Origin of the sequence: Methanimicrococcus stummii, from assembly GCF_032594435.1 — an archaeon.
Taxonomy (GTDB): Archaea; Halobacteriota; Methanosarcinia; order Methanosarcinales; family Methanosarcinaceae; genus Methanimicrococcus; species Methanimicrococcus stummii.
Window position 1 is genome coordinate 146,356 of record NZ_CP131062.1, and the last position, 25,464, is coordinate 171,819.

The following is a 25,464-nucleotide window of genomic DNA, read 5'->3' on the forward strand; positions in this document are numbered from 1 at the left end:
GATGTTTCCATCTTATTAATAATCATTTTCCTTATGAGCGCGGCAATTTATACAACTCATCCGATTTCGGCGCGCGCAAAACGCTCATCGTTTCAGTTTCCTGTTTCTCGTTTTTGTAAATCAAACGTTTCAGCGGATTTGCCTCAATTTCGCCGATGACCGCAGCCGGAATATTTTTTTCTTTCAGTTTTTCTAAAACAAGGTCCGGATTCGGCGTTGTCATGATCATGGTGCCGCTTGCAATCAACCGATATGGATTTAAATTGTAATATTCACAGATTTTTCGCGTTTCGTTTGTTATCGGAATGTTTTCTTCGTAAACGATGATGCCGGTTTTGGAGGCTTCCGCCGTTTCCCAAAGCGCGCCGTAAAGCCCGCCTTCCGTGATGTCGTGCATGGAATGAATTATTTCGGGACCCAGCTCACCGGCTGCAGCGCCTTCTTCAATCACGCTGATTTGGGAAATCATCGACTGCGCTTTTTGAACAAACGCGTCGCCGAATTCCTTTTTCAATTCATCTTCTTTTTCAAAAGCGATAATTGCGGTTCCTTCGGGCGCCGCGGTTTTTGTCATGATGATTTTGTCACCGGGAACGGCGCCGGATGAGCTGATGACATTATTTTTATTTGAAATGCCGATTGCCGTCGTATTGATGACAATTCTCGTCACGGCGTCCGTCACTTCCGTGTGGCCGCCGATAATGCTGACATTTAACGCGGTCGCGGTTTCGGCAAGTTCCGTCATGATTTTGTCCAAATCATCTTCTGTTGAGTCGGGCGGCAAAAGAATTGTTACGAGAAGCCCGAACGGGCGAACGCCGCAAGAGGCGATGTCATTGCAGGAGACGTAAACGGCGAGTCTTCCGATCTCTTTGGCCGTTCCCGTAATCGGGTCGCAGGAGAGGACGAAAAATTGGTCTCCGATATCCAAAATCGCGCAGTCTTCGCCGATTCCGGGCGAGACTTTCACCTTTTCATCAAAGTTTTTCAGTTTCTGAAAGACGATTTTTTCCAAAAGGTCGTGAGGCACTTTTCCGATTTCCATTTTTTTATTTTCCTGCAATTCTGCTGATTCTTATTCGTAAAACTTATTTTTTTTATTTAAATTCACGCTTCGCCGAATATTTTTGAAAACAATGTCTTCGCTTTCACCTGACATTTTTCTTTGTAAGCGCATTTTTCGCACAAAAAAATGTTTTTCTCGCGCGGCATTTTTCCTTTTTTAATGTCGCGGATTTTTCGTGCCGCACGAAACACTTTTCGCCTGTCTTGCGGCCGAACTCGCATGAGCCGATAATCGCCGAAATAATCCACAATCGCGCTGTCTGACACAAACTGCCGCCCGAATTTTTCTTCTAATATTATTAAATACGCTGCCGCCGTTATTCTGTCCGATTCCCAAACGCCGTTCATCGGCGCGTTTGATATTTTAATTAAATACGGCAGCCGTTTTTCATCAATCATTAAAACTTTGGGAGGCGCGCCGGCTAAATTCGCTTTTGAAAAACGCGCCGCTTTTTCAACGTTCATCGGCATCGCCGCCGATTCAAAAACATCGGCGCCGTTTCTTTTCAGCGTCAAATCAACATTAGCGCACAACTTTTCAATTTGATTTTGAATTCGGGCGGCGTTTTCATCTTCATTTTCAAAGTCTTTGATTTCATTTTTATTTTCTTTGTTTTTGATTTCTTCATTTTCTTTTTCCAAGTCTTCCGTTATTTCTTTTCTTAATTCTGTCAGCCGTTTTTTGAATTCATCGTTTTCGGCAAAAACAACATCCGGATTTTCATCCATTTTTTCTAAAACCAGAGCCGGCAATTCCAAGCAAATTTCACGCCAAATTTTATTTTCAAAAACGCCGGCTCGATTTTCGTTAAATAATAAATCCGGATGTTTTTTTCTCTCGGCAGATATTTTGAAATACAATTGCTTCGGGCAAGCCGCCCAAATTTTGATTTCCGATACGAATACGGTTTTATCATCAAGTTTTTCTCTTTTTTCCTTTTTTTCTTGCTTTTCCGGGTTTTGAGTCATATTCGATTATTTCAGAATATCCTATTTTCAGGTTGCGTTTTTTTCAAAAACGATATTTTTAAATGCTCTTTTTAAATGCTCTTCTCAATGGTAACTTTTTTAACTTTGGCGTTTGTAAAATATTTCATTCATAGGAATTATTAAATATTTCAGAAACTTATTGATTCCATTTATGATTTAATGATTTGATATTTTTCAGAGTAATCATTTCATCTTTTACATGCGGATTCGGAAACGTCACACGAGCCGATTCCGTTTTTGATACAACACAGAGGTTCACACATGAAATCCATCGTAGAAGAAGCATTAGCCAGAAGCGCCCGCGAAGACCGCGGCGAAGCGCCCCGTTATTCTCCCAACGTCAACCTTCAGGGCGAAGAAGTGGACGAAGAACTGCGCGCCTTTTTGGAAGGCTTAAAGACAAACATTAAAGTTATCGGTTGCGGCGGCGGCGGTTCTAACAGTATCCAGAGAATGCTCGAAGAAGGCATTTCCGGCGCCGAGCTTTTCGCCGTCAACACTGACGCTCAGCACCTTTTAAAAATCGGCACCAACAAAAAAATCCTCATCGGCAAAAAGAAGACCCGCGGTCTCGGCGCAGGCAGTCTTCCGCAAGTCGGCGAAGATGCGGCAATTGAAAACGTTGACGACATCCGCCACGCCGTTGAAGGCGCCGACATGGTTTTCATTACAACCGGTCTCGGCGGCGGTACAGGTACCGGCTCTGCGCCCGTTGTCGCCGAAGCCGCACGCGCGGCAGGCGCACTCACAATCGCTGTTGTCACTTTACCGTTCGGCGTTGAAGGTATTGTCAGAAGAACAAACGCGGAAGCAGGTCTTGAAAGACTTCGCGATGTTGCTGACACCGTTATCGTTATCCCGAACGACAAATTAATTGAAATGGTCCCGAAACTTCCGCTCCAAGCCGCTTTTAAAGTTTGTGACGAAGTTTTGATGCGCGCCGTTAAAGGTATCACGGAATCCATCACCGAAGACGGTCTCGTGAACGTCGACTTTGCCGATATCCGCACCATTATGCAGAACGGCGGCGTCGCCATGATCGGTCTCGGCGAAGCATCCGGCGAAAACAAAGCGGTCGAATCCATTCAAAAAGCCCTCAGAAGCCCGCTTTTGGATGTCGACATTTCCGACGCGACATCCGCGCTTGTTAACGTTATCGGCGGCCCCGACATGACGATTGAAGAAGCGCAATCCGTCGTTCAGGAAGTTCACAACCGCATTGACTCCGGCGCCCGCCTCATTTGGGGTGCCAGAATCGACCCGAAACTTGAAAACAAGATTCGTACGATGATTATCGTGACCGGCGTTAAATCCTCTCAGATTTACGGCCAGGGCAGCGGTACATTCATTACCGCCAAATACGGCATTGACTTTGTCGAGTAATCTCGGCAAATCAATTTTCTTTTTTCTTTTTTGATTTCCGGCTGAGCGTAAGCTGTGCCGAGCGGACTTTTCATTTTCTCTTTTAAAATCGAAAAAGGACAAAGTATATTAAGAATGAATGTATTAGAATCGCTATCTTTTTTGAGTTTTTATTTTTCGGTTATCTGTTAGATTCGAGAAATCTCAAATTCAAATTTTTAATTTATCCGCTTCCTCGGAAGCGATTCGGATGTGAAAAATTGGCAGAAAACAACACGGCAGATAAAGTGAAGGACGGCATTGCAAACATCGGTCCGACACTTCGTTCTTACCTCAGAATTTTAAAATTGGCCCGCAAGCCGTCTCGCAAAGAATTCTTAACGATTGCAAAAGTTGCAGCGCTCGGTATTCTCGCAATCGGTGTCATGGGCTTTATTTTCTATGTCTTGATGGACATCGTTCCGGAATATTTCATCCCGATCAGAACATAAGGGCATATTCAGGTTATAAAAATGTTTGAAGAAGAAAATAACGACGATGTCAATATTTACATTGTAAAAACGACCGTCAACCAAGAAAAATCCGTTGCCAAATCAATGGCGCTTGTGGCTAAAAAAGAGCATCTGGACGTCAGATCCGTTCTCGCTCCCGAAGAGCTGAAAGGGTACGTCTTCGTTGAAACGCCCCGTTCCGATATCGTTGACAGTTTGATTCAGGCAGTTCCGCATGCGAAATCCATGCTGAAAAGCCCGACTAAAATCGGCGAAATCGAACACTTCTTAAAGCCCAAACCCATTTCCGTCGGCATTACCGAAGGCTCGATTATTGAAATCACATCCGGCCCGTTCAAGGGCGAAAAAGCAAAAGTCAAGCGTATCGGTACCGGACAGCACGATGAAATTACGGTGGAGTTATTCGACGCCGTGGTTCCGATCCCGATTACAATTCGGGGCGACACTGTTCGCGTTTTAAAGAAGGAAGAAGAATAAGGAAGGGCGTTGTTTGAACAACATTTCATTCTGTATTTCATGAGAAAGCTTTAAATCAAAGAATCCGATTTATTAGAATCTCTTTCAGAATGAACAAATTCATTTATCTGAATTATCAATCCAAATTAAATTTATTATATTATTATATCCACGGTGATTTTAATGGCAAGTTCAGTAGAAGCATTGGTCCCCGGAGGAAAAGCCACTCCCGGTCCGCCGCTCGGTCCGGCATTGGGTCCTCTCGGTGTCAACATTAAAGACGTTATTGATCAAATCAATGAGAAAACAAAAGACTTTAACGGCATGCAGGTTCCGGTGACAGTGATCGTCGCTGACGACAAAAGCGTGACCATCGAAGTCGGAACACCCCCGACATCCTCCCTCCTCCTTCAGGAAGCAGGCATTCAGAAAGGCTCCGGCAGACCCAACACAGAAAAAGTCGGAAACATTACCGTCCAGCAGGCCGCAAAAATCGCGCGCATGAAAAAGGACGACATTCTTTCATACGACTTGAAAGCAGCCATCAAAGAAGTCACCGGCGTCGGTGTTTCTATGGGCGTTACCGTCGAAGGCATGGATGTCAGAGACTTCCAGAAAGCAGTTGATGCGGGCCAATACGACGACATTATCAACAACGAAGAATGGTAATTTTACCGTTCTTTTTTCACATTTATTAAAAGCGTCTTTCGAAAATTTCGGTTCACGCCAAACTTTTCTGAAAACAGCTTTTGTATTTAAAACATCCAATAATCCGTAGAAAGTCAAAATGACTGACGCACGTTAAAACGCCGCGCGGCCGAATATTTTCGGTTGTTTCTTTTTTCGGCGATTTAATTGGCGGGACTACGGGGAGGCCTTAAAATGGCAGATGTAGCTATCGAAGAACTCGTAAAGAAATTATTAGAGGAATCGCCTCAGCGCAAATTTTCAGAAAGCGTTGACCTTGCGATCAACCTTAAAAACCTTGATCTCAATCAGCCCAAAAACAGGGTTGACGAAGAAATCGTTCTCCCGAACGGTCTCGGAAAAGAATTGAAGATCGGCGTTTTTGCAAAAGGTGAAGTTGCAATGCAGGCCAAACAGGCCGGGGCAACATACGTTTTTGACGATGCTGATATCCAGGAAATGAAGGACGACAAGGCACGCGCGAAAGCCGTCGCCGACGAATGTGACTTCTTCATTGCGGAAACCCAGTTCATGGCAACAATCGGTAAAACCATCGGTACCGTTCTCGGTCCGAGAGGCAAAATGCCGGTTCCGCTTCTTCCCGGAAAAAGCATTGGTGAAATGATTCAGTCAAAACAAAGCGCTGTCCGCGCCAGATCGAAAGACAAGATGACGTTCCACGTCTCTATCGGCCGCCGCGACATGCCGGCTGAGCAATTGGCTCAGAACATTGAAACCGTCATTTCCCGTGTCGAACGTGCGCTCGTCAAAGGTAAGCAGAACATTAAATCCATTTATGTCACAACGACAATGGGAAAATCCGAGAGGGTGATGTGATATGGCAGAAACTCGAGGCGCAGAACATATCCCGCAGTGGAAAATGGACGAAGTTACCGAAATCAAAGATCTCGTCAAAAACTACAGCATTTTCGGTGTTGTCAGTTTTGAAGGCATTACCGCCGACCAGATTCAGAAAATGAGACGCAACATTCGTGAATCAGCCGTTTTGAAAGTTACGCGTAACACTTTGAACGAAAAAGCGCTCAGAGAAAGCGACGGCAGTGTTCCTGACATGATTCAATACATTGAAGGACAGTCCGCTTTGATTTTCACAAACGACAATCCGTTTAAATTATACAAAATGCTGGCGCAGACCAAGACACCGGCACCCATTAAGGCAGGCGCAATCGCACCCTTTGACATCACTGTCGAGAAAGGTCCGACCAACTTCCCGCCGGGTCCGATGCTCAGTGAGTTCCAGGGCGCAGGCATTCCGACAGCTGTCGACGGCGGCAAAATCGCCATTAAAGAAACAAAAGTCGTCTGTAAAGCCGGCGAAAAAGTTTCCCAAAAATTGGCAACCGCGTTAAGCAAGTTGGAAATTTTCCCGATGGAAGTCGGTTTAATTTTGAGAGCCGTTTACGAAGACGGAACGATTTATCTTCCGGACGTCTTGCACGTTGACGAAACAGAAATGTTCAACAAATTCGTCACCGCAGCGCAGGAAGCGTTCAACTTGTCCGTAAATGCAGCCATCCCGACCAAAGAAAACATTGAAGTTCTCATCCAGAAGGCTCAAACTGAAGCCGTCAACTTGGGTGTTGAAGCCGTTATCTTTGAAACTGAAGTGATGGACAAATTAATCGGCAAAGCCAATGCAGAAGCAACATCTGTTGCAAACGCAAGCAAATACGAATTATAAATTTAACGAATTAATTAAAAATTTAAATAAACAAATCAAAAGGTGAAATATTATGCAGTACATCTACGCAGCACTTTTAATCTACAAGAGCGGAAAAGAAATCACAGAAGACTCAGTCAAAGCAGTCCTTACAGCAGCAGGCGCAGACGTTGACGATGCACGTGTCAAAGCACTCATCTCAGCACTCGACGGTGTCGACATCGAAGAAGCAATCGCAAAAGCAGCATTCGCAGCACCCGCAGCCGCAGCAGCACCCGCAGCAGCAGCTGACGCACCTGCAGCAGCAGCACCTGAGCCCGAAGAAGAAGACAACTCCGAAGAAGAAGGCATGGCCGGTCTCGGCGCCCTTTTCGGTTAATTTCTTTACAGAAATTTACCGCTTCGAGCCTGAGGGATTTTCCCTCAGGCTTTTTTTTGGTTTGCATCTCTTCGTTTTGAATTTCTTCGTTTTGCGTCGCTCCGCTCGCGCGCGAGTCGCTCCATTTTTCAAAAACAAATCGAAAACCAAAATTCATTTTTCAAAAACAGATTGAAAACCAAAATTCATTTTTCAAAAACAGATTGAAAATCAAACATTCATTTTTCAAAAAACAGATTGAAAACCAAACATTCATTTTTCAAAAACAGATTGAAAACCGGATATTCATCTTCAAAAATTTTTATTCGTCGGTGATGTTTTTTCTATATAATTTTTATAAAATACATTTGAATAATTTTATATATCGTTGAAAATGTTATTACTATTTGGAGGTTCTATAATGACCGACGAATATGTTGAATTCAAAAACAAAAACAAATATCCGATTCATGTCGCAGGTTTTTACCGCGACAGAGGCGCAAGAGTTTTAAAAAACGGTGACGAGCCCGAAAAAGTCGAAAAATCCGATTATACGATGCTGACGGTTTGGATCGATGCCGATAAAGAAAAACAGAAAGACATTTTAGACCAGCTTAAGAGCCCGTACAAAATTGTTTGCAATTGGGGATCTTATTCCGATTTAAAAACAAACGGTGACCCGGTCACAGACGATTCAAAAGTTATTTTTGAAGCCGTTCATTGTGATTAATCCCTTAATTTCTCCATTTTCTTTTCTTATGTCAGAAGTAAAACGAGTTTAATCGTTTTACTTCTTTTTTAGATTGATTCATTTCGTTTTTACGATTGTATTATTTTCATCTTTTTTTGTTTATTTATCTCTTTTTGTTTATTTTTGTTTTTTTGGGTTAAGTATAAGTCATTTTAATTTCTTTTTTTCCGCGTGTCAAAATTCGATCCCGTTTTTATGGTGAAAAGTGCTTGGCAAATGAAAATTCGAAAAAGGCCTGTGACAATTTCTCACGCCGTCAATTCCGTTTGCAACCTGCGCTGCTCTTTTTGCGATGAGTGGAAAAAGTTTGAAAAAGACGGCTCATCCGCCGTGAGAGAACCTTCTTTTGAAGATGTTTGCAAAATCATTGATCTGGCGGTTGATTTCGGCATCGGCTCTTATAACGCGTGGTCGACCGAACCGTTTCTCAGAAAAGATTTGCCGGACATTATGAAATACGCCAAATCCAAAGGGATGAAGACATTTACGATTACAAACGGCTTGCTTCTTAAGAAACGGATTCATGAGTTCAAAGATGTGGATTACATTTCCGTTTCAATTGACGGGCCGACGGCGACGCGCGAAATCAGAGGCGCGAACTATGAAACGATTTTAGACGGCATCCGTTACGCTTCCGAAAGCGGATTCTTAAACGAGCCGCTTTTAATGAATTGTGTCATCAGCGGCAAAAACCTTGATGAGGTCGTTGATTTGCTTCATTTTGCCAAAGAGCTTGGCAATGTTAAAATGGCGGTTGAGCCGGTTTACACATTCAAGCGAATGGACGATACCGATTGGGACGGCTTGAGCATTCGAGAAGATCAAAAACCGCAATTCGTTTCGCTGATGAATGAATTAATCGATCTTAAAAAACAAGGCTATCCGCTGATTAATTCCAAAACCTATCTCAAACAAATCCGCGACGGCAAATTCATCAAAAATTGCCGTGTCGATTGCGGTATTTTGGCGATTGATCATCACAGCAATCTGTACAATTGCCGCATTCACAATAAACCGCTTGGAAATGTCATTGAAACATCCGTTTTTGATGAAAACGGAAAAATCGTCCAAAACGGTATGACAAAAATCTGGAATCAAACGAAAAAAGAAAGAAAAGAAATGATTCAAAATTGCGAAGGCTGCCAATTTTTCGGTTATGCCGAATTGACGCTGATGAATAATTACAATATTGAATCCTTTTACGGCTATGAATGGCTGTAATTTTTTATTTATTTTAATTGTTTTTGTTTGTTTTTAAAGAGATTCGTTTTTTAATGTATATTTCGTATAATCACGGTCTAAACGGATATTGATTGCCGTCATTCTCTTTGAAATATCCTTAATAATTGCTTTTGATAATCTGATATTTTCCGTCAGCAATTTGTCCACTCTCTCAAAATATTTCAGTGTTTCTTCTATTGTTTCCGGTTCCAGAACGATGTTGGTCAATTTATTTTTGAGAGACTCCAATATCTGGATAATTTCTGTGGAATTTTTAATTAATTTTTTCCCGATATGCGGATACGGTCTTCCTAAAAATTTCCCTTCGCCGATATAATAATTCAAAATTTCTGTTAATCGATCGCTGTATTTTGTAATCGTGATTTTTACAAACGGCGGATTTGTTTTTTGATCTTCAAGCAATTCCGCTCGAAGCGTCTGCAAATCGGTTTGCAGTCTGATATTCAGCCTTTCAGAAGGGTAGAAAAAAACATCAATGGCTGATTGATAATAATTGTAATTTCCGATGTCGATAAGCTGTTTTTGATATTCCGCGATTTCTGCCAGCTTTTGCTCTTTCATGGTCGGCACCTCTTATTTCATTTTACGCTAAATCCGAACGGTTTATTTTTCAAAACCATTTATAAATATAGTTTCGTTGATTCAATTTATATTTTATCGCTATATTCTATATATATTTCCGATTATTCGTCATGGAATCTGCCGTTACATTTTTCATTTTTTCCTTTTCTTTCGGCGGATTTGCTCGGAAGAATAACCTTTATAAACCCTGAATGTATTAGGGGGTTACAAATCGGGCTTGATTCGCCTGTAAGTTTAATCCGCGCCGAAGGCGGCTAACCATCATACATAGGATGTTTCTTGGAATGGTTCAAGAAGCAATGATGCAGCAGCGGGTTTTTTTGACGGCAGCAATTTTTCGGTTATGATACCGCATTTGTTTTTCTCGTCACAATTCAAATTTATATTTATCAAAAATATTCAAAATTTATTAAAATTTATAATCAATTATCGGAGATTTATTATGGTTAGAAAGCCGGCAAGTATGTACAGAAACATCAGACAGCGCTCCTTCACAAGAAGAAAATATATGGGCGGTGTTCCGGGTGTTCAGATTATTCACTACGACATGGGTAACTTAACAAGACAGGACTACCCCGTCAAACTTTCATTGCTCGTTGAAGAAAAATGCGCGATCAGACACACCGCTCTTGAAGCGGCTCGTATTACTGCAAACAGACACATGGTCAACAGAGCAGGCAGAGGAAACTTCCACATTAAGTTGAGAGTTTACCCCCACGAAGTTCTCAGAGAAAACAAACAAGCCACCGGCGCCGGTGCTGACCGTGTTTCAAGCGGTATGAGAGGCGCTTTCGGTAAAAATGTCGGAACGGCAGCACGTGTTGTCCCGCTTCAGAAAATCTTTACCATCTCCTGCGACAAGGAATACTTCCCCGCAGCAAAGAAAGCACTCCAAAACGCCGGACAGAAACTTCCGACACCCACAAGAATCGTCATTGATCAGGGTGCCGACTTGGTTTTGTAAGCGCTTTGTTTTTCTAAATTATTAAAAATTCATTTTTAAAATCCGAATTTAAATTCGGATTTCTTTTTCGTTTTTTGTTCTCTTTTGTTTTTGTTACATTTATCAGCTTCATTTTTTGTTGCCGCTTGATACTTGCTGTTTTCATTTGCTGTTTGCATCTGTTAACTTGTATCTGCCGTTTGCATTTCCATTCGCTTTTTCTTTTTCTTAGAGCATCCGTTCGCGAAGCGAACGGGGTATGGCTACCTTACCGTTTCCGTTTTGCTGCCGGCAGCAGCCGCGGCAAAGCGCCGCCGCGCGCGGCCTGCACAAGGTTTTAAAAATTGCATCAAATTCGGGTGTGCGACTTTCAAAAAATAAATCTGTTTACAAGCGCGGATTTTTTAAAATGAATCGAAAGAAATTCCGATTTGTAAAACCTTTTATAATATCTTTGTCTTCTGAAAGGCAAATGTATTAATACGGTACTTTTTCAATACTCATTAATATTATTCAATTCAATTTTTATTCAAAAAACAAGAGGGAAAATTATGGACGATTATGAAAAACTTTTGAATCGGGCGATTGAACAGCTTCCCGATGAGGAAACCACGGACGAGCGTTTCACCGTTCCTGAAGCAAAACTCTTCTCGGAAGGAAAAACAACAGTTTTGGACAATTTTGCAAACATTGTCAGCGTTCTTCGCCGCGATTCCGATCACGTGATGAAATACCTCACGCGCGAACTCGGTACCGCCGGTAAAATTGAAGGCGGTCGCGCTGTTTTCCAGGGACGTTTTACAAGAGATCAAATGGATGCCAACATCCAGAGCTACGTTGACGAATACGTTATGTGTTCCGAATGCAACCGCCCCGACACAACGCTCGGTAAACGCGAACGCGTTTTGATCTTGCAGTGTGCCGCCTGCGGCGCGCACCGTCCGGTTAAAAAGAGACAGACGACGACCACCAAAGCCGTTGCGACGCTTGAAGAAGGCAACACTTATGAAATCAACATTCAGGCAGTCGGTTCCAAAGGCGATGGTATCGCGAAGTTCGATAAATTTACGATTTTCGTTCCGGGCGCGGCCAAAGGCCAGACTCTTAGCGTGAAAATCAAAAAGATTTCCGGCTATTTGGCTTTCGCCGAAAAAGCGTAAATCAAAAAGCCGTTTAATGACGGCTTTTATTTTTAATTTTCAAATATGAATCATTTTTTGAATTTCGATTTCATTGCTTGATTCATTTTTTGAATTTTTTCTTTTTTATTTTTATTATTATTTTTATTATCTTTACATTGTATTCATTGGTGATGAAATGCAGCAGCCTGTCAATGTTTTTAAAATGCGCGGCCTTTCTGTTGACGCGGCGCGAACGGACGACGGAAAAATTGAATTATCCGCAGCCGGCGTTCTCAAATTCGCGGCGCGCCCCTTTTTATCCGTTGCCAACAAACATCTGAAAGCCGAAAAGCCTGCACTGATTACGGATTCCGCCGTTTATCCGTCCGCCTGGCTTCCGCCGATTCCGAGCCCGACTTTTAATCGTCTTGTTCGAGACGAAATCGGAATCGGTTTTGGGAAATATGTTCCCGAAACGGTTTCAATAGAAGTCACGCGCAAGTTTAATGCGAATGCCGAAAAATACGCGCGAAAAAACCGTACAGGGGGCGTTGATTTTGACAATCCGTTTCAATCGGCGGATCCGCCGGCGGAATTGATTTACAAAGCGATTGATGAGGCGCTTGATTCGGGCGCAGTCGTTATCACGTTTACGGAAGGCGACCCGCTTCTCTCGGAAAACATTGTCGATTACGTTCGTTACGTTGACAAATCAAAAGCGGTTGTCATGGCTTACACTTGGGGGTTGGATTTTGATTTGGAAAAAGCGAAGCAGCTCAAAGAAGCCGGCCTTCAAACGCTTTTGGTCAGCATTTATTCAACCGACTCCGAGATTCACGATCAAAAACGCGGCATTCCCGGCGCTTACGAAAAGGCGGTTTCCGCGATTCAATTCGGTCTTGAAGCCGGGCTTTTGGTAACGATGGCAACGCATTTGGACGGCGCGAAAGTGGGTGAAATGGAAGGTTTATGGAAATTGGCCGGCGATTTGGGCGTTCACGAGTTCTCGATTTGGGAATCCGTTCCGACACTGGACGGCGAAAGCCGAATGAACGATGCCGAGCGCAAGATTATTAATGATTTTTACCGCCGCGTCAATGCCGTTGATGACGGCACGCCGCGCATTTTTTCAAACACGATTTTCGAAGGTGAAATGTTCGGCGCAATGGCCGGGCGGCGCTGGCTGCATGTGACAACGGAGGGCGATATGCAGCCCGATCCTTACATTCCGCTTTCTTACGGCAATCTCAATGACGTGCCGATGAAGGAGGCTTGGGCGCGTATGCGAAAAGAGCCGGCGCTTCGACAAAAAAGAGACGTTCACGTTCTTTACGACCCCGGATATTTGCAAAAAGTTCGGGAAGCGAATGATTGGGATTTCAGAACGAATCAAAAACAATGACCGAAAAAATAAAAACAAGGATAGTCCTATTTACTATTTTATTTTCAATTTACACATTTATTACAGTTTTATTGTTATTCAAGCAGGAGAGTATAATTATGGCAAAAAAAGATGAAATGGAAGAAGTCATCGGCGACCTTGGCGACGATGAACCAACAGCGTATTCTGAAATTAAGATGGGCGGCGGCTGGTACATGGCGATTTCTTTGGAGAGAAGCGAACGCTTTGACAAGGAATATGTTGAAATTTCCAAAGAGCGCGCCGGCAAAAAGAGATCTCGTTTCAATTTGAGCCCAAAACACACACGCGTTTTGGGCGAAGCGCTCATCAAATTCGCCGATGAAAACGATTTGGACAATTTTGAGAACAAAAGCAGCGGCAGCAGCGATGAATAAGCCGCAATCAAAGGTGTGTGTTTGATATGGCTTTTGAAATGACTTATCTCATTTTTATTGTTCCGATTTTGTTGCTTGCGCTTTCGATTTATTTCTTTTCGGGGCGCGGCGCGTTTTTAATTTCCGGCTACAATACGCTTCCTGAAGAGGAGCAGGAAAAATACGATTTGAAAGAATTAACGCGCGCGATGGGCATTTTTACAATCGTCATGGCGGTTTTAATGACATTCACGCTTTTCACGGGAATGGTTTTAAACAATACAATGTGGGCGCTTGTCGGCATTATTTGTATTTTCGTCTTTACGGTTGTTTGGATTTATTATATGAACAACAACCGGAAAATCAAAGAAAAACCGTATTGATTGATTCATTTCGATTCAATTCAAATTTCTTTTTTATTTCTTATTTTTTAAAAACGATGGACATGTTTTATTTATCTTTTTGAAAAGCCGAGCAGCTCGCGCGCGGCGGCGTTTGGTCGCGGCTGCTGCCGGCAGCAGGGTGGAATCGGTAAGGTGGCCGTGCGAAACGGAAACGGTAAGGTAGCGGCGCCACGTTCGCGATAGCGTTCGGATGTGATAAAAAGAAGCAGATGCACGCAGCAAAGCTGATACTCTGTGACAGTTGGTAGACAATACACTGTTTTTTGGTTTCGTCGAAGTCTTGGGGCGAATCTCCAACTTCTCCTTTCACTCGCTACGCTCGCGAAACTCGTCGTTGGAGGCGGTTATTTCGGGTTTCTGAAATATTCGCAAAAAAGAAACATCGTTTTTTCTTAATTTTATGAAAAAACGAACTCCGTTTTTCTTTTCATAATGTTAATGAAAAGGGAGTTCGGGTTTGAATATTTGTTAAACCGATGTTTCGGTTTGGTTTATGTTTATTATAAACTTCTGATTTTCTCAAGAACAATCTTCTCATTCTCTTCCGGCGGTTTTTCCGCGTCCAAAATCACAAACCGGCTCGGCTCGTCTGCCGCTAATTTCTTGAAATTTTCTCGAACTTCTTTTAAGAAATCGACGCGCTCAAACTTCGTTTGCGCGCCGCGGTCTTTGCAGCGTTCACAGGAAACTTCCGGGCGAATGTCAAAAAAGAAAGTCAGGTCCGGCTTGACGGTCCACGGCTCATGCAGGCGGCGGACAAAATCAAAAGCGTTTGGGACAGTGTCTTTGAGCGTTGCGCCTTGATAGGCGCAGCGGCTGTCGGAGTAGCGGTCGGAAATGATGAGTTTGTTTTCATTCAGCGCCGGGCGAATCGTGTCGGACAAATGCGCGGCGTGATCCGCCAAAAATAAAAAAAGCTCGGCGAGCGGGTCAACATTGTTTTCAATTGCCGCGTAAACTGCATTTCCTGTGAGCGTTTCCTTTGTCGGTTCACGCGTAAAAATTGTATTTTCCGTTTCCTTGTTCAACGGGGCGGATTCGTTCAATTTTTGAAGGCGCGCAAGCATCGTGCTTTTGCCCGATCCGTCAATTCCTTCAAATGTTACCAGCTTTCCGATCATCAAGACATTTTTAGCGATTGAAACGATATTATCTTTTTCATTGATTTTGTTTTTCATTTCGTTTCATTTCCGCTTCATTTCTACTTTATTTTCGCTTTATTCTTATTTATCCACAAAGTTTAAAAGCAATGCATTTCATTCATCAAAACTATTGCGATTTAATGTGTCAAATGTAATTTCGGTTTTTGTCTAAATTCAAAAAGCGACGGCACAATGTCAAAATCAGTAAAATCGTTTGCCGCTCTGCGAAAAACATTTGCTGTTGACGGCAATAATATTTCATAAAGCAGACAGGTTATGATTCTGTGAACTTTTCTCATTACAACAAAAAACCGGCAAATCACTCGTTTAAACTCTTTGTGTTCGATATGGACAGCACTCTGATTGACGCAGAGGTCATTGACGAACTTGCGAAAGCCGCCGGCACCGATGAGGAAGTCTCGCGAATTACGGAAGCGGCGATGAACGGCGAAATGGATTACACAAAATCCTTTCAAATGCGCGTCCGCGCCTTAAAAGACCTTCCTTATGAAAAAGCGCTGGAACAGGCCGGCAAAATTCAATTGATGCCGGGTGCAGCCGAACTGACGGAATACATCCGCGGAATCGGCGGAAAAACAGCAATGATAACATGCGGCTTCAGTATAACGGCTGATTCTGTCAAAGAACAGTTGAATTTGGATTACGCTTATTCAAACGAATTAATTGTCAAAGACGGTGTCCTGACAGGCGACGCAATCGGGCCTTTAATGGTCACGAACGCCAAAGCCGCCGTTTTAGACGAGCTGGTGAAAATCACAGGCATTCCGTACGAAGAATGTTTGGTTGTCGGCGACGGCGCCAATGACATTTGCCTGTTTGAGAAAGCCGGCTTTTCAATTGCGTTTAACGCAAAACCGCGCGTACAGGAAAAAGCGCACGCCGTTGTTTCCGGAAAAGATTTGCGCAACGTGATTCCCGTTTTGGAATCCGTTATGGCGCCGCCGGAATCTTAAAACAAACGAGATGTGCATCCTGCGCAAACATTATTTCAATTTATGAACACCGATTTTTTCGGAATCATAATTTAAGCCGTTTGGCTTAACGTACAGAAACCGGCCCGAAATTTGTTTTTTCGGGAAGGGGGACCAAAATATGACGAATGAACTGCAAATCAGAAAAGCAGAATTGAAAGATATCTCTGAAGAGGCAAAAGAAAAGAGAAATCAGTTAAATGCCGAAGCAAGCAAATACGCTGCTGAAAGAAATGAGTTAAACAACAAGACCAAAGAATTAATTACAGTCGCTCAGGACTTAAAAGTGAAACGTGACGAAGTGAACGTCAACGTCAGCAAATACAAGACCCTGCGTGATGAAACCAACGCGAAAGCCAACGATCTTTTCGCAAAAGCGGACGAACTCAGAAAAGAAGGCGGCCTTGCCGGTCCGTCCATCAAAGAAATCCGCAAGCAGATCGACGAACTTGAATTCAAGCAGCAGACATCCGTGATGAACCCGAAGAAAGAAAAGGAACTCGTCACCAAGATCAAAGAACTTGAAGTCGAATACGCTGAAAAGAAACAGCAGTTGGAAGAAAACAGCGACTTAAAAGCAGTTTTGGACGAAGCGCAAGTCATCAGAGACGAAGCTTCCGAATACCACGCGCAGTTAGCTGTTTACGCAGCCCAGGCACAGGAATTCCACGAACAAATGATCGCAACCTTCAAGGAAGCCGACAAAGTTCGCGCAGAATCCGATGTCGCGCACAAAAACTTCATCCGCGCGCAGGAAGCCGCTGACGAACAGCACAAAGTCTTCATCGAAGCCCAAAAAGAAATCCGTGACATTGACAAAGAAAACGGAAAGGCAAAGAAGAAAGACAAAGATGTCAAAACCAAAGTCGACAAAGAAGAACAGGAAAAAGATGCGCAAGACATCTTCGACAAGTTCAAAGACGGCGGAAAACTCACAATGGAAGACCTCATGGCCCTCCAGCGTTCCAAATATTAAGACATCGCACGTTGAAATTACTATTGAATTCGGCCAAAGGAAGACTTACACTGTTTTCTCCGGCGGCTTTAAAAAATCGGTCCCCTGAAAAGGAGAAGAAACAACCCAACCGTTTTCTTCTCTTTTTCAAAATTCCTTTTTTTTAATGATTTCAATCTGTTCATTGATGATGAGCGGTAGCTTTCTTTTCTGATTAATTTCCCCTAAATTCTTATCTGAATTTTTTTTGAAAATGTTTTTATTCTTCTGTTTTTTCTGAAAATGTTTTTATTTCTTTTGTTTTTTTTGAAAATAATCGGGAAAAGCCAATCGTTTTATATATCTATGTGTATATAAAAATAAGAATAGTCAAATTGAATATGATTATGTCTTCATTAAAAATGGTTATACTATGAGCTCTGATTCACTCCCTTTGAATGGCGAAAAGCGGGTAACGGTTTCTGATATTCCCGGTCCGGATGAACTTGTTGTTTCTTCCGATCCCGACCTTTATATTGATCGGGATTTCAGCTGGCTTTATTTCAATGACCGCGTCATGGAAGAAGCGCTGGATGAGTCCAATCCGCTTTTGGAACGTGTTCGTTTCCTCTCGATTTTCGCGAGCAATCTGGACGAATACTACATGGTCCGCATTCCGACTGTCAACCGAACGATTTTGGAAGACAGCATCAGTCCCGGCAGCGAAAGCCACGTTTATCAGGAAATGCAGAAAATTTACGCCGAACTTCCGGTCATGCTCGGCCAAATGGAAAATTGCTGGATCAACATCTTGATGCCGGAACTCGAAAAACAAAACATTCGCGTTTTGGAATATTCCGAATTGGAAGAATTTCAAATCGAATATGTCAACAAATATTTCAAGAAAAACATTTTCCCGCAGCTGACGCCGCTCGCATATGATTCCAGCCATCCGTTTCCGTATATTGCAAATCAAAGCGTTAATTTGGCTGTTATCCTTTCCGATACCGCTTACGGAAAAGTTTTTGTTCGGATTAAAATTCCGTCCAACATCAAGCGGTTGATTCAAGTGCCGTCGAAAGAGGATTTGAAATCCGGCAAGGTCGAAGATAACATGGCGGCCGGCAAGTCCGGTAAATTCAATTTTGTTTGGGCGGATGATGTGATTATCGCCAATTTGGATATGGTTTTTCCGGGACAAGTCATTCAGGAAGCGCACGCTTTTCGAATTACGCGTGACGGCGACTTGGGGCTTGACGATGACGGTGACTTTAATTTGATGAAATCCATCGAAAAGAAATCCGGTGCTAAGTATTTCGGAAATCCGCTTCGTATGGAAATCAATAACGGAATGTCAGATTACGTTTTGAAAATTTTGATGGAAAACTTGAAGCTGCGCTCAACGCAGGTCGAAACGTTGGCGTCTCCCGTCGGTTTGTCTTCCATTTCCGAACTTTGCGATGTCAGCCGAGCGGATTTGAAATACGAGCCGTTCACGCCGAATAAGAAAGAATATTTGAAGCCTTCCAAAAAGAGCAGCATTTTTTCAAAAATCAAGAAAAAAGACGTTTTGGTTTACCGCCCTTACGACAGTTTCGAAAGCGTTATTGATTTTGTTCAGGCGGCGTCGATCGATCCCGATGTCGTCGCGATTAAAATCACGCTTTACCGCGTCGATAAAAAATCCCGAATCATCCAGCATTTAAAAGAAGCAGCCGACAACGGAAAACAAGTCGCCGTCCTGATTGAGCTTAAGGCGCGCTTTGATGAGGAAAACAATGTCGCCAAAGCCAAAGAGCTGGAACATTCCAACATTCATGTCGTCTACGGCGTTCCGAATTTGAAAACGCATGCGAAAGTCTGTATGGTTTTGCGAAAGGAAGACGATGAAATCATTCCGTACGTTCACATGAGCACCGGCAATTACAACGCGACAACATCCCGAATTTATACGGATTTCGAATATTTTACCGCCGATCCCGATATCGGACAGGATGCTGTTGATTTATTCAATTCGCTGACCGGGTATTCGCGGAAATTGAATTATCGGAAACTTCTCGTGGCACCGAGCGCAATGCGCGATGAATTGGTTTCTAAAATCCGCCGTGAAGTCAAAAACCACAAAGCGCACGGCAACGGTCACATTCTGTTTAAACTGAATTCGCTTGTCGATCCCGAATGCATTTCCGAATTGTACAAAGCGTCGATTGAAGGCGTTCAAATTGATCTTCAAATTCGCGGCATCAGCTGTGTCCGGCCGCAAATTCCGGGCTATAGCGACAACATTCATGTTACTTCAATCGTCGGCCGGTTTTTGGAACACACGCGCGTTTATTATTTCCATAACAACGGCGATGAAGAATTGTATCTCGGCAGCGCGGATTTAATGCAGCGCAATTTAGATCGGCGCATTGAAATTTTGTTCCCGGTCAACGCTGATTATTTGCGAAAAATCAAAGATGTTATTTTGGAAAAGCATCTTCACGATAACGTTAAACTCCGAATCGGGCTTCCCGACGGCTCGTTTAAAAAAGTTGCTCGGCCCGAGGGGGAAGAGCCGCTCGATTCTCAAATTTGGATGACTGAAAACCAGGATAAATGGGATTAATATCGTTTTTGATAAAATCTCATTTCATTTCTTTTTATTTTTTCATTTTTCAATTCACCCAATTTTATTTTTATAATTTTATTTTAATTTGTCATGTCAAATCAATTATTTGTAATTAGATTTTGGTCTTCAAAAATGTCCTTTTTTCGGTCATTTGATTCTCTTCTTCTCGTTTTTATTAGTTTGTTTTATTTTGGTTCGTTTTCAAATCTATATATTTTATCGGTTAAATATATGCTTAGGTTTAAATATATTAAAATTAATGGATTGTATTGAGAAAGCTGCATTAATTGGGTAATTCCAGTTGAAAAACGGTCGGCAGTTTTCTCATGTGTTCATTTCGGTTTTTTCCGATTCCGGGATGAAAACAAAACAAACGTGTAAAAACTAAAGCCCATTAAACCAAAAACTAAGCCTCTTAAACGCTCAGAAGGCATAACCCCTAAAACACAAAAACGAACGCCAAAAATCCTAAACAGAAAGATACGGGTGAAACCCGCAAAAAACCCGCCTGTATCTTTCTAAATTCCTCATAAAATATATTTTAAGCCACAAAAACGAAATTTACTCATAAAAATACACGACAAATAATGTTCAAAGACAATCTGTAAAGCAGACTTTAAAATACAAAAAACAAACACAAACAGAAAAATAACACATTTTACCTCTGATACAAAGATGCTCAACGATTACGCAAGAAATTCCCCCATATTTCTTAAGTCTGAGATGTTTTTTGTCATGTATTTACAATTCCAACCCCAAATTTACCCCAAATTTAATCCTAACACCAAAAAACACACAAAAACGAACAAGTTTAAAACAAAATACAAAAACATCAACAAGTAACATAACTTAAAAATATCTCCAAAATATCTTTACTTAAAAAGTATCTGAACCTAAATACACAAAAACACGCCATTGACAGAAATTCATATTTCAGTCAAAACTGAACAAATCGTTTGCGTTTACGAAAAACGGGGTTCAATTATTTTCGTTTTATTCCCAAGCAAACGGTTTGTTCAAGCATTTTTTTCAATCTTTTCTTTATAATTTAATCGAAAAATTGACTCTTCCGTTTCGACTCTTTTTGAAAATTCGTGCCGTTCGCGCGCGCATCGCCGCCGAAACAGCAGCAAAATAAAAGAGAAAAAATGAAAAAAAGAGAAAAAATGAAAAGAGGAGAAGTAAAAAGAAATGAAAAAAATTAAAACGAAAAAGAAATGAAACGAAAAAGAAAGGAAATAAAAATTTAAAACGAAAGTTAAATGCGTTTTAAATCATTTCCAAAATTCGTACCATTTCTTGTTTTTCATTTCTGTTTTTTCAGCGGTCGATTCCGGTTCATTTTTTTTCAAAGATTCCAATTCCTGCGGTTTTTGAATTTTTGCCGCTTCAACAAGCGGCTGCACTTGAAGCATGTACGCCTGATACGTTTTCATCAATTCTTCGTAATTTTTATTGGACGCCTCCAGCTGATCTTTCAAATCAGATATGTGGCGGCGCTGAATTTCAATGATATTGTTGTCAATTTCCTTTTGAAGCGCGTTCTCATTGCGGCGTTTTTGCCCACCGTAATAGTTTTCCAAAGCTTCCGCGATGACCGCATCCGGATTCTTTTCCGCGCCAATCTTTTTTCGAAGCTCTTTTGAAATCAATTGATTCGATTTGCCGAATTTGTTTTTATCCGCTTTGATTTTCTTTTCCGGCATTTTCTTCTTCTCAGCCATCTTTTTTTCTGATTTTCTTTTAGACATTTTTTCACCGCTTTATTTTCATTTTTGTAATTCTTCTTATAAATCCGCTTCCGCAATTATTTTTGAAATTCTTTCGTTAAAGAAGCGGCGGTCCATCTTTTCCCATTTCGTGTGGAATGCGAAAAGCAGCTCTTCCATTTCTTGTTCTCGATAATTTTTGTAATCTTCAAGCGTTTCAAGCGCGGTTTCAATTTTTTCATCTTCCGCATTCGAACCTGCGCCGCAGTTTTCTTCTCCGATTCGTTCAATATAATCTCCGATAACGTCAACGGCAACAACTGCATCATGGAAATCGCCGAGAACATCTTGGAGCTCTTTAAATTCCTTAATCAATTGTCCTGTCAGCTGCCCGGCAGCGTCTCCCAAACAATCCTTGAAGAAATCTAATGTGTAACGGAAGTTTTTTGCGGCGATTCTCAATCGGTGAAGCTTGTCAACGTAAATGTAAGGTCCGTCCATCCATTCGTGGTAAGCGGTAATGTCCGCCGCTTTTTCGTACAAAATAAACGGAAGAACGTCGCAAATGCGAACCGGCGCAACATCCCCTTTTTTATTAATGCGGGGCATGCCGAGATATTTGTTTTCGCCCAGCGTCTCCTTCAAATCGTTCATGAAATCCGTGTATTCGTCAGACGTCAAATAATTCACGACTTCCGTATGCGCTTTTTCCCGGTCGGCGGAAACCGTGTCGTAAAAGACAGACATTTTTTCACGACTCAAATTTTCTTTCTTTCGCCAGTCATCGGTTTTTTCCAAAATGACATCCAAATCTCTCAACGTTCCGAGCCCAGAAAGCGTTTTCTTAATGCCGTTTTCGGTTTCTTCAAGCCATTCGGGGTTCAAGAAATCTTTGAAAATCAAATTCGAAGAGCGCATTTTTCGAAGCGCGACGCGCATGTCGTGAACGTCTTCAATGTCTTCTGCCGCAAGAACGCCCGGCTCGGCGATTTCAACTTCTTTCAGCCGGGCAATTAATATTTTTTCGGCGGCGATTGCCATTAAATCTGTCTTTTCGATTTGTGCAGAAGTCGATATCATTTCCGATTCGCATTTTTCCGTGAAATCAAAATTAGGGAAATTCATATCCGGCGAATTAAAATCAAGTCCTTCAATCTTTGAAAAGCGCTTTCCTTCCAAAAGCACGGCGGCAATCAACGCCTTTTTTTGATATGCCGGCGGAACATAAAATCCGGCGGTTATTGTCGCTTTTCTGATTTTTTCCGGCGCAGGGTTTTTAATTTCTCTTAAAACAAATGCCAGCGCCAGCGTTTTAATTTCATTCAGTGTTAAATTTTCAATCGGGTGCGTTAAAACAATGTCGGCGGCGATGTTTACATTCTTCTCCATTGTCAGCCCTTTCCCGATTTCGGAAAGCTGCGCCGCCGTATTAAATAAATTTCTGTCTTTTTCCAAAAGCAGATTCGCGGATTTCGCGAAATCAAACAAAATGGCTGCGACTTTTGATTTTGAATCAATTTGCGCCGCGTCCGCGCCGTAATATTTTGAAAGTTCGGTTGTCGTCCAAACTTTTCCGTCCGTAATCGGTTTTTGATAATAATAACGCTCGTTCTCGCCGATTTCAAAAGCCAGCGGAAACATTTCCGTCCGATTTTGTTCAAAGTTTTCTCGGATCTCATTTATTTTCGAAATCGGCAAACCAAACAGCTGGGCGGCAAATCCGGCGGATACGCCGCTGTCAAGCGCAAGCAAAATCGAAGCTTGTTTGGAAAACAAATCCGTCGGGCCCGAATTTATAAACCCGGTCGCGCCGAAGTAATCGGTCGGATCGGCGGTGTAATCTTTTCCGCAAATCTGAAGCAGCGCCGCTTTTTCGCGCGGCAGCAAAAACCCGGCGTCGGTTGAATCATATTCAAAAACAGACGCCGCGTCTTCCTCTTCATTTTCGTTTCCTGTTCCGCCGGTTTCATCTTCGCCTCCGCCGATTCCATTCCCGCTTTTCGTTCCGTCCAAATCCGTAAAATAAGATTTCTTTTCAAAATCGGGAATCACTTTTCCTTCGATTTTGTCGCGGTTAAAGTACAAAATCAAACCGCGCTCAAATTTTGAAAGACGGCTGCTTTCGATTTGTCCTTGAAGTTCGGGTATCATTTTAAGTGCGTTAATAAACGCCTGAAGCTCTTTTTCCGTTCCGTTCGCAAGTTCAATTTCAAGCTCGGTAAACGTATGTTTTTGCTCGGAAAATTTCAAGCTGACCAAATCCACCGACAAATCGCCTAATCTGTTTTCAGAGGTGTCTTCTGTTGTCCCTTTTTTGAAAACGGTTTTAAAAATCCGATCCTGCTCCATTGTTAAAATCGGAACAAGGTCGAAATCGCCGAGAATATCCGTCAAAAGTTTTTCAAAGGCAGGATCCGAAATGTCTTTCGCCGTTGAATCTTTTGGAAGCGTTTGAATCATTTCTTTTCGGCGGCAAGCTTCCTCATCGGACACATCCGCCTGTTTTAATGTCCAAACAGCGTCTTCTCTTCCGACTTCCAAACGCTTTCTCAAATAAATGCCGAGTGAAAAAAGCAAAAAATCCGGCGTGTCGTAAAAAATATCCGTAAACAGCGGATGGGATTTGTCTTTAATTTGATAATCTTTCACGGCGGAAAGCGCGGTTAAGAAGTCAAACGTTTCAGAGTTTTTGATGCCGAATTTGTATTCGATTTCCATTTTATTGATGCCGGACATTTTTGAATCAACCGTTTACTTGATCTGCATACCTTATTTGCATTTTATTTGATTATGCGTTCTGCTGACTATATTATATGCTCTGTTATATAATATGGCGGTTTCCGTTGCTCTGTTTTTTTGAAAACGGTTATATAATGTGCGGCAGTAGTCCTTTTAATCATTATTTCACTTATTGAATCTTTATTGAATTTATTAAATTATTGAATTTGGTCATTTTAAAAATCAGCGGAGTAAGGACATTGACGACGGAAAAAGATATGCTGATGTGGGATGAAACGCTTTTTCGAGAATCCGATATTTTTGAATTGGATCACCTGCCGGATTATTTTCCGCACCGTGAAAATCAGCTCAACGGAATACGCTACGCGCTCAAGCCGGCGGTTCGCGGCGGCCGCCCTCTCAATTGTCTTCTTTACGGCCCGCCCGGTACGGGAAAGACAAGCGCCGCGCTTAAAATTTTCGACGAATTGAAAGAGTATACTGACAAAGTGATAACGGTCAAAGTCAATTGCCAAATCGACTCCACTCGATTCGCTGTCATTTCGCGCATTTACAAAACCGTTCTCAATGTCGCGCCGCCGGCATCCGGCGTTTCTTTTAACCGCATTTTTGATAAACTTGCCAAAAAGCTGGTTGACACCGACAAGGTTCTGGTTGTCGTTTTGGACGATATCAATTATCTCTTTTACGAAGGCCACGCCGACGAAGTGATGTATTCGCTTCTCCGCGCGCATGAGCAGTATCCCGGATCCAAAATCGGCGTGATTGCAATCGTCAACGATCCCGAAGTGATTTACAACGTTGACAAGCGCGTCGCATCCGTTTTTCTCCCCGAAGAAATCGAATTTCCGCGTTACGAATGGTCGGAAATCGATGACATTTTGGCCGACAGAATCCAGCGCGGCTTTTTCCCCGGCGTCGTTTCCGATTCCGTTCGCGAATGCATGACGGATTATGTCGCCGAAAACGGAGATCTCCGCGTCGGCATCGACTTGATGAAACGCTCGGGCCTGAACGCGGAAAAGCGTTCGTCGCGCAAAATTGACACGGAAGATGTCAACAAAGCGTACGCCGCTTCTCGTTCGTTATATTTGTCCCGAATGTTTTCGGTCTTAACGGATCACGAAAAATATTTAGCGATTCAAGCCGCGGAAGCCGGAGAAATTTCCGCAGGCGACTTGTACGAAAAATTCCGAGACCATACAGGAATCGGCTACACGCGTTTTTATGAAATCGTAAACAAAATGATTTCCGCCGGCTACCTCACGGCTGATTTTTCGGGCAAAGGGTCGAAAGGGCGGACGCGTATGATTCGATCGGGATTTAAGAAAGAAGAATTGGATGAGCTTTTGAAATAATTCAAAATTTGAATTTTAATTTTTAATTTTTTTGATTTTCTTGAAATAT

The 25,464-nt window shown here is 42.4% G+C and carries 24 protein-coding genes and 1 pseudogene; 18 read left to right on the forward strand and 7 right to left on the reverse strand.

Annotation, left to right across the window (positions count from 1 at the left end; all coding sequences use genetic code 11):
* Positions 1-31: 31 nt before the first annotated feature.
* Both MmiEs2_RS00755 and MmiEs2_RS00760 read right to left on the reverse strand, forming a co-directional pair.
* Positions 32-1,045 carry an AIR synthase family protein gene (locus MmiEs2_RS00755; RefSeq protein ID WP_316559538.1) on the reverse strand — a complete coding sequence of 338 codons (1,014 nt, stop codon included), beginning with the start codon at positions 1,043-1,045 and terminating at the stop codon, positions 32-34.
* 62 nt (positions 1,046-1,107) lie between these two features.
* Positions 1,108-1,794, reverse strand: a complete 687-nt coding sequence (locus tag MmiEs2_RS00760) for a CRISPR-associated protein Cas4 (RefSeq protein WP_316559539.1) — start codon at positions 1,792-1,794, stop codon at positions 1,108-1,110.
* A 522-nt stretch (positions 1,795-2,316) separates the two neighbouring features.
* Between MmiEs2_RS00760 and ftsZ the strand changes: the two genes are divergently transcribed.
* The 9 genes and pseudogenes from ftsZ to MmiEs2_RS00805 all read left to right on the forward strand — a co-directional run bounded on the left by ftsZ (position 2,317) and on the right by MmiEs2_RS00805 (position 9,083).
* Entirely contained in the window at positions 2,317-3,438 is a 1,122-nt protein-coding gene (gene ftsZ, locus MmiEs2_RS00765; RefSeq protein ID WP_316559540.1) for a cell division protein FtsZ, read from the forward strand.
* Positions 3,439-3,677: 239 nt separating this feature from the next.
* Positions 3,678-3,908 carry a protein translocase SEC61 complex subunit gamma gene (locus tag MmiEs2_RS00770; RefSeq protein WP_316559541.1) on the forward strand — a complete coding sequence of 77 codons (231 nt, stop codon included), beginning with the start codon at positions 3,678-3,680 and terminating at the stop codon, positions 3,906-3,908.
* Between the two features lie 21 nt (positions 3,909-3,929).
* The gene (locus MmiEs2_RS00775) at positions 3,930-4,406 is read left to right on the forward strand and encodes a transcription elongation factor Spt5 (RefSeq protein WP_316559542.1); all 477 of its coding nucleotides are present in this window, start codon (positions 3,930-3,932) and stop codon (positions 4,404-4,406) included.
* Between the two features lie 162 nt (positions 4,407-4,568).
* Positions 4,569-5,054 (forward strand): 50S ribosomal protein L11, encoded by a 486-nt coding sequence (locus MmiEs2_RS00780; RefSeq protein WP_316559543.1) that lies wholly within the window; start codon positions 4,569-4,571, stop codon positions 5,052-5,054.
* A 213-nt stretch (positions 5,055-5,267) separates the two neighbouring features.
* Positions 5,268-5,909 (forward strand): 50S ribosomal protein L1, encoded by a 642-nt coding sequence (locus MmiEs2_RS00785; protein ID WP_316559544.1) that lies wholly within the window; start codon positions 5,268-5,270, stop codon positions 5,907-5,909.
* A 1-nt stretch (position 5,910) separates the two neighbouring features.
* Positions 5,911-6,753, forward strand: a pseudogene (locus MmiEs2_RS00790) (50S ribosomal protein L10); the annotation flags it as partial.
* Between the two features lie 73 nt (positions 6,754-6,826).
* Positions 6,827-7,132 (forward strand): 50S ribosomal protein P1, encoded by a 306-nt coding sequence (gene rpl12p / locus MmiEs2_RS00795; protein ID WP_316559545.1) that lies wholly within the window; start codon positions 6,827-6,829, stop codon positions 7,130-7,132.
* A 400-nt stretch (positions 7,133-7,532) separates the two neighbouring features.
* Positions 7,533-7,841, forward strand: coding sequence for a hypothetical protein (locus MmiEs2_RS00800; RefSeq protein ID WP_316559546.1), 309 nt, complete (start codon positions 7,533-7,535; stop codon positions 7,839-7,841).
* 237 nt (positions 7,842-8,078) lie between these two features.
* A complete protein-coding gene (locus MmiEs2_RS00805; protein WP_316559547.1) occupies positions 8,079-9,083 on the forward strand; it encodes a radical SAM protein in 1,005 nt (334 codons plus the stop codon).
* A 33-nt stretch (positions 9,084-9,116) separates the two neighbouring features.
* On the opposite strand, the gene MmiEs2_RS00810 is transcribed toward MmiEs2_RS00805, so the two are convergent.
* Positions 9,117-9,665 carry a hypothetical protein gene (locus MmiEs2_RS00810; protein ID WP_316559548.1) on the reverse strand — a complete coding sequence of 183 codons (549 nt, stop codon included), beginning with the start codon at positions 9,663-9,665 and terminating at the stop codon, positions 9,117-9,119.
* A 463-nt stretch (positions 9,666-10,128) separates the two neighbouring features.
* Here MmiEs2_RS00810 and MmiEs2_RS00815 point away from each other — a divergent pair, with 463 nt between their 5' ends.
* The 5 genes from MmiEs2_RS00815 (at position 10,129) to MmiEs2_RS00835 (ending at position 13,909) form a co-directional block, all read left to right on the forward strand.
* Complete coding sequence (locus MmiEs2_RS00815) at positions 10,129-10,650, forward strand: 50S ribosomal protein L16 (protein WP_316559549.1); 522 nt, start codon at positions 10,129-10,131, stop codon at positions 10,648-10,650.
* A gap of 530 nt (positions 10,651-11,180) precedes the next feature.
* A complete protein-coding gene (locus MmiEs2_RS00820; RefSeq protein ID WP_316559550.1) occupies positions 11,181-11,789 on the forward strand; it encodes a translation initiation factor IF-2 subunit beta in 609 nt (202 codons plus the stop codon).
* Between the two features lie 157 nt (positions 11,790-11,946).
* On the forward strand, positions 11,947-13,152 hold the full coding sequence (locus MmiEs2_RS00825) for a radical SAM/SPASM domain-containing protein (RefSeq protein WP_316559551.1): 1,206 nt from the start codon (positions 11,947-11,949) through the stop codon (positions 13,150-13,152).
* A gap of 116 nt (positions 13,153-13,268) precedes the next feature.
* Positions 13,269-13,547, forward strand: a complete 279-nt coding sequence (locus MmiEs2_RS00830) for a hypothetical protein (protein ID WP_316560210.1) — start codon at positions 13,269-13,271, stop codon at positions 13,545-13,547.
* Between the two features lie 26 nt (positions 13,548-13,573).
* On the forward strand, positions 13,574-13,909 hold the full coding sequence (locus MmiEs2_RS00835) for a DUF3784 domain-containing protein (RefSeq protein WP_316559552.1): 336 nt from the start codon (positions 13,574-13,576) through the stop codon (positions 13,907-13,909).
* A gap of 71 nt (positions 13,910-13,980) precedes the next feature.
* Here MmiEs2_RS00835 and MmiEs2_RS00840 read toward each other — a convergent pair whose 3' ends face one another.
* On the reverse strand, positions 13,981-14,145 hold the full coding sequence (locus MmiEs2_RS00840; protein WP_316559553.1) for a hypothetical protein: 165 nt from the start codon (positions 14,143-14,145) through the stop codon (positions 13,981-13,983).
* 285 nt (positions 14,146-14,430) lie between these two features.
* The gene (gene tmk, locus MmiEs2_RS00845; RefSeq protein WP_316559554.1) at positions 14,431-15,108 is read right to left on the reverse strand and encodes a dTMP kinase; all 678 of its coding nucleotides are present in this window, start codon (positions 15,106-15,108) and stop codon (positions 14,431-14,433) included.
* Positions 15,109-15,356: 248 nt separating this feature from the next.
* Between tmk and serB the strand changes: the two genes are divergently transcribed.
* The 3 genes from serB (at position 15,357) to ppk1 (ending at position 19,606) form a co-directional block, all read left to right on the forward strand.
* Positions 15,357-16,046 carry a phosphoserine phosphatase SerB gene (gene serB, locus MmiEs2_RS00850; RefSeq protein ID WP_316559555.1) on the forward strand — a complete coding sequence of 230 codons (690 nt, stop codon included), beginning with the start codon at positions 15,357-15,359 and terminating at the stop codon, positions 16,044-16,046.
* Positions 16,047-16,185: 139 nt separating this feature from the next.
* Complete coding sequence (locus MmiEs2_RS00855; protein ID WP_316559556.1) at positions 16,186-17,040, forward strand: coiled-coil protein; 855 nt, start codon at positions 16,186-16,188, stop codon at positions 17,038-17,040.
* A 391-nt stretch (positions 17,041-17,431) separates the two neighbouring features.
* Positions 17,432-19,606: a polyphosphate kinase 1 gene (gene ppk1 / locus MmiEs2_RS00860; RefSeq protein ID WP_316559557.1), complete on the forward strand. Its 2,175-nt coding sequence runs from the start codon at positions 17,432-17,434 to the stop codon at positions 19,604-19,606.
* A 1,277-nt stretch (positions 19,607-20,883) separates the two neighbouring features.
* Here the strand turns inward: ppk1 and MmiEs2_RS00865 are convergent.
* Both MmiEs2_RS00865 and MmiEs2_RS00870 read right to left on the reverse strand, forming a co-directional pair.
* A complete protein-coding gene (locus tag MmiEs2_RS00865) occupies positions 20,884-21,360 on the reverse strand; it encodes a hypothetical protein (protein ID WP_316559558.1) in 477 nt (158 codons plus the stop codon).
* A gap of 36 nt (positions 21,361-21,396) precedes the next feature.
* Positions 21,397-24,054, reverse strand: a complete 2,658-nt coding sequence (locus tag MmiEs2_RS00870; protein ID WP_316559559.1) for a CYTH and CHAD domain-containing protein — start codon at positions 24,052-24,054, stop codon at positions 21,397-21,399.
* Positions 24,055-24,296: 242 nt separating this feature from the next.
* On the opposite strand from MmiEs2_RS00870, the gene MmiEs2_RS00875 reads away from it, so the two are divergent.
* A complete protein-coding gene (locus MmiEs2_RS00875; protein ID WP_316559560.1) occupies positions 24,297-25,415 on the forward strand; it encodes an ORC1-type DNA replication protein in 1,119 nt (372 codons plus the stop codon).
* Positions 25,416-25,464 lie beyond the last annotated feature (49 nt).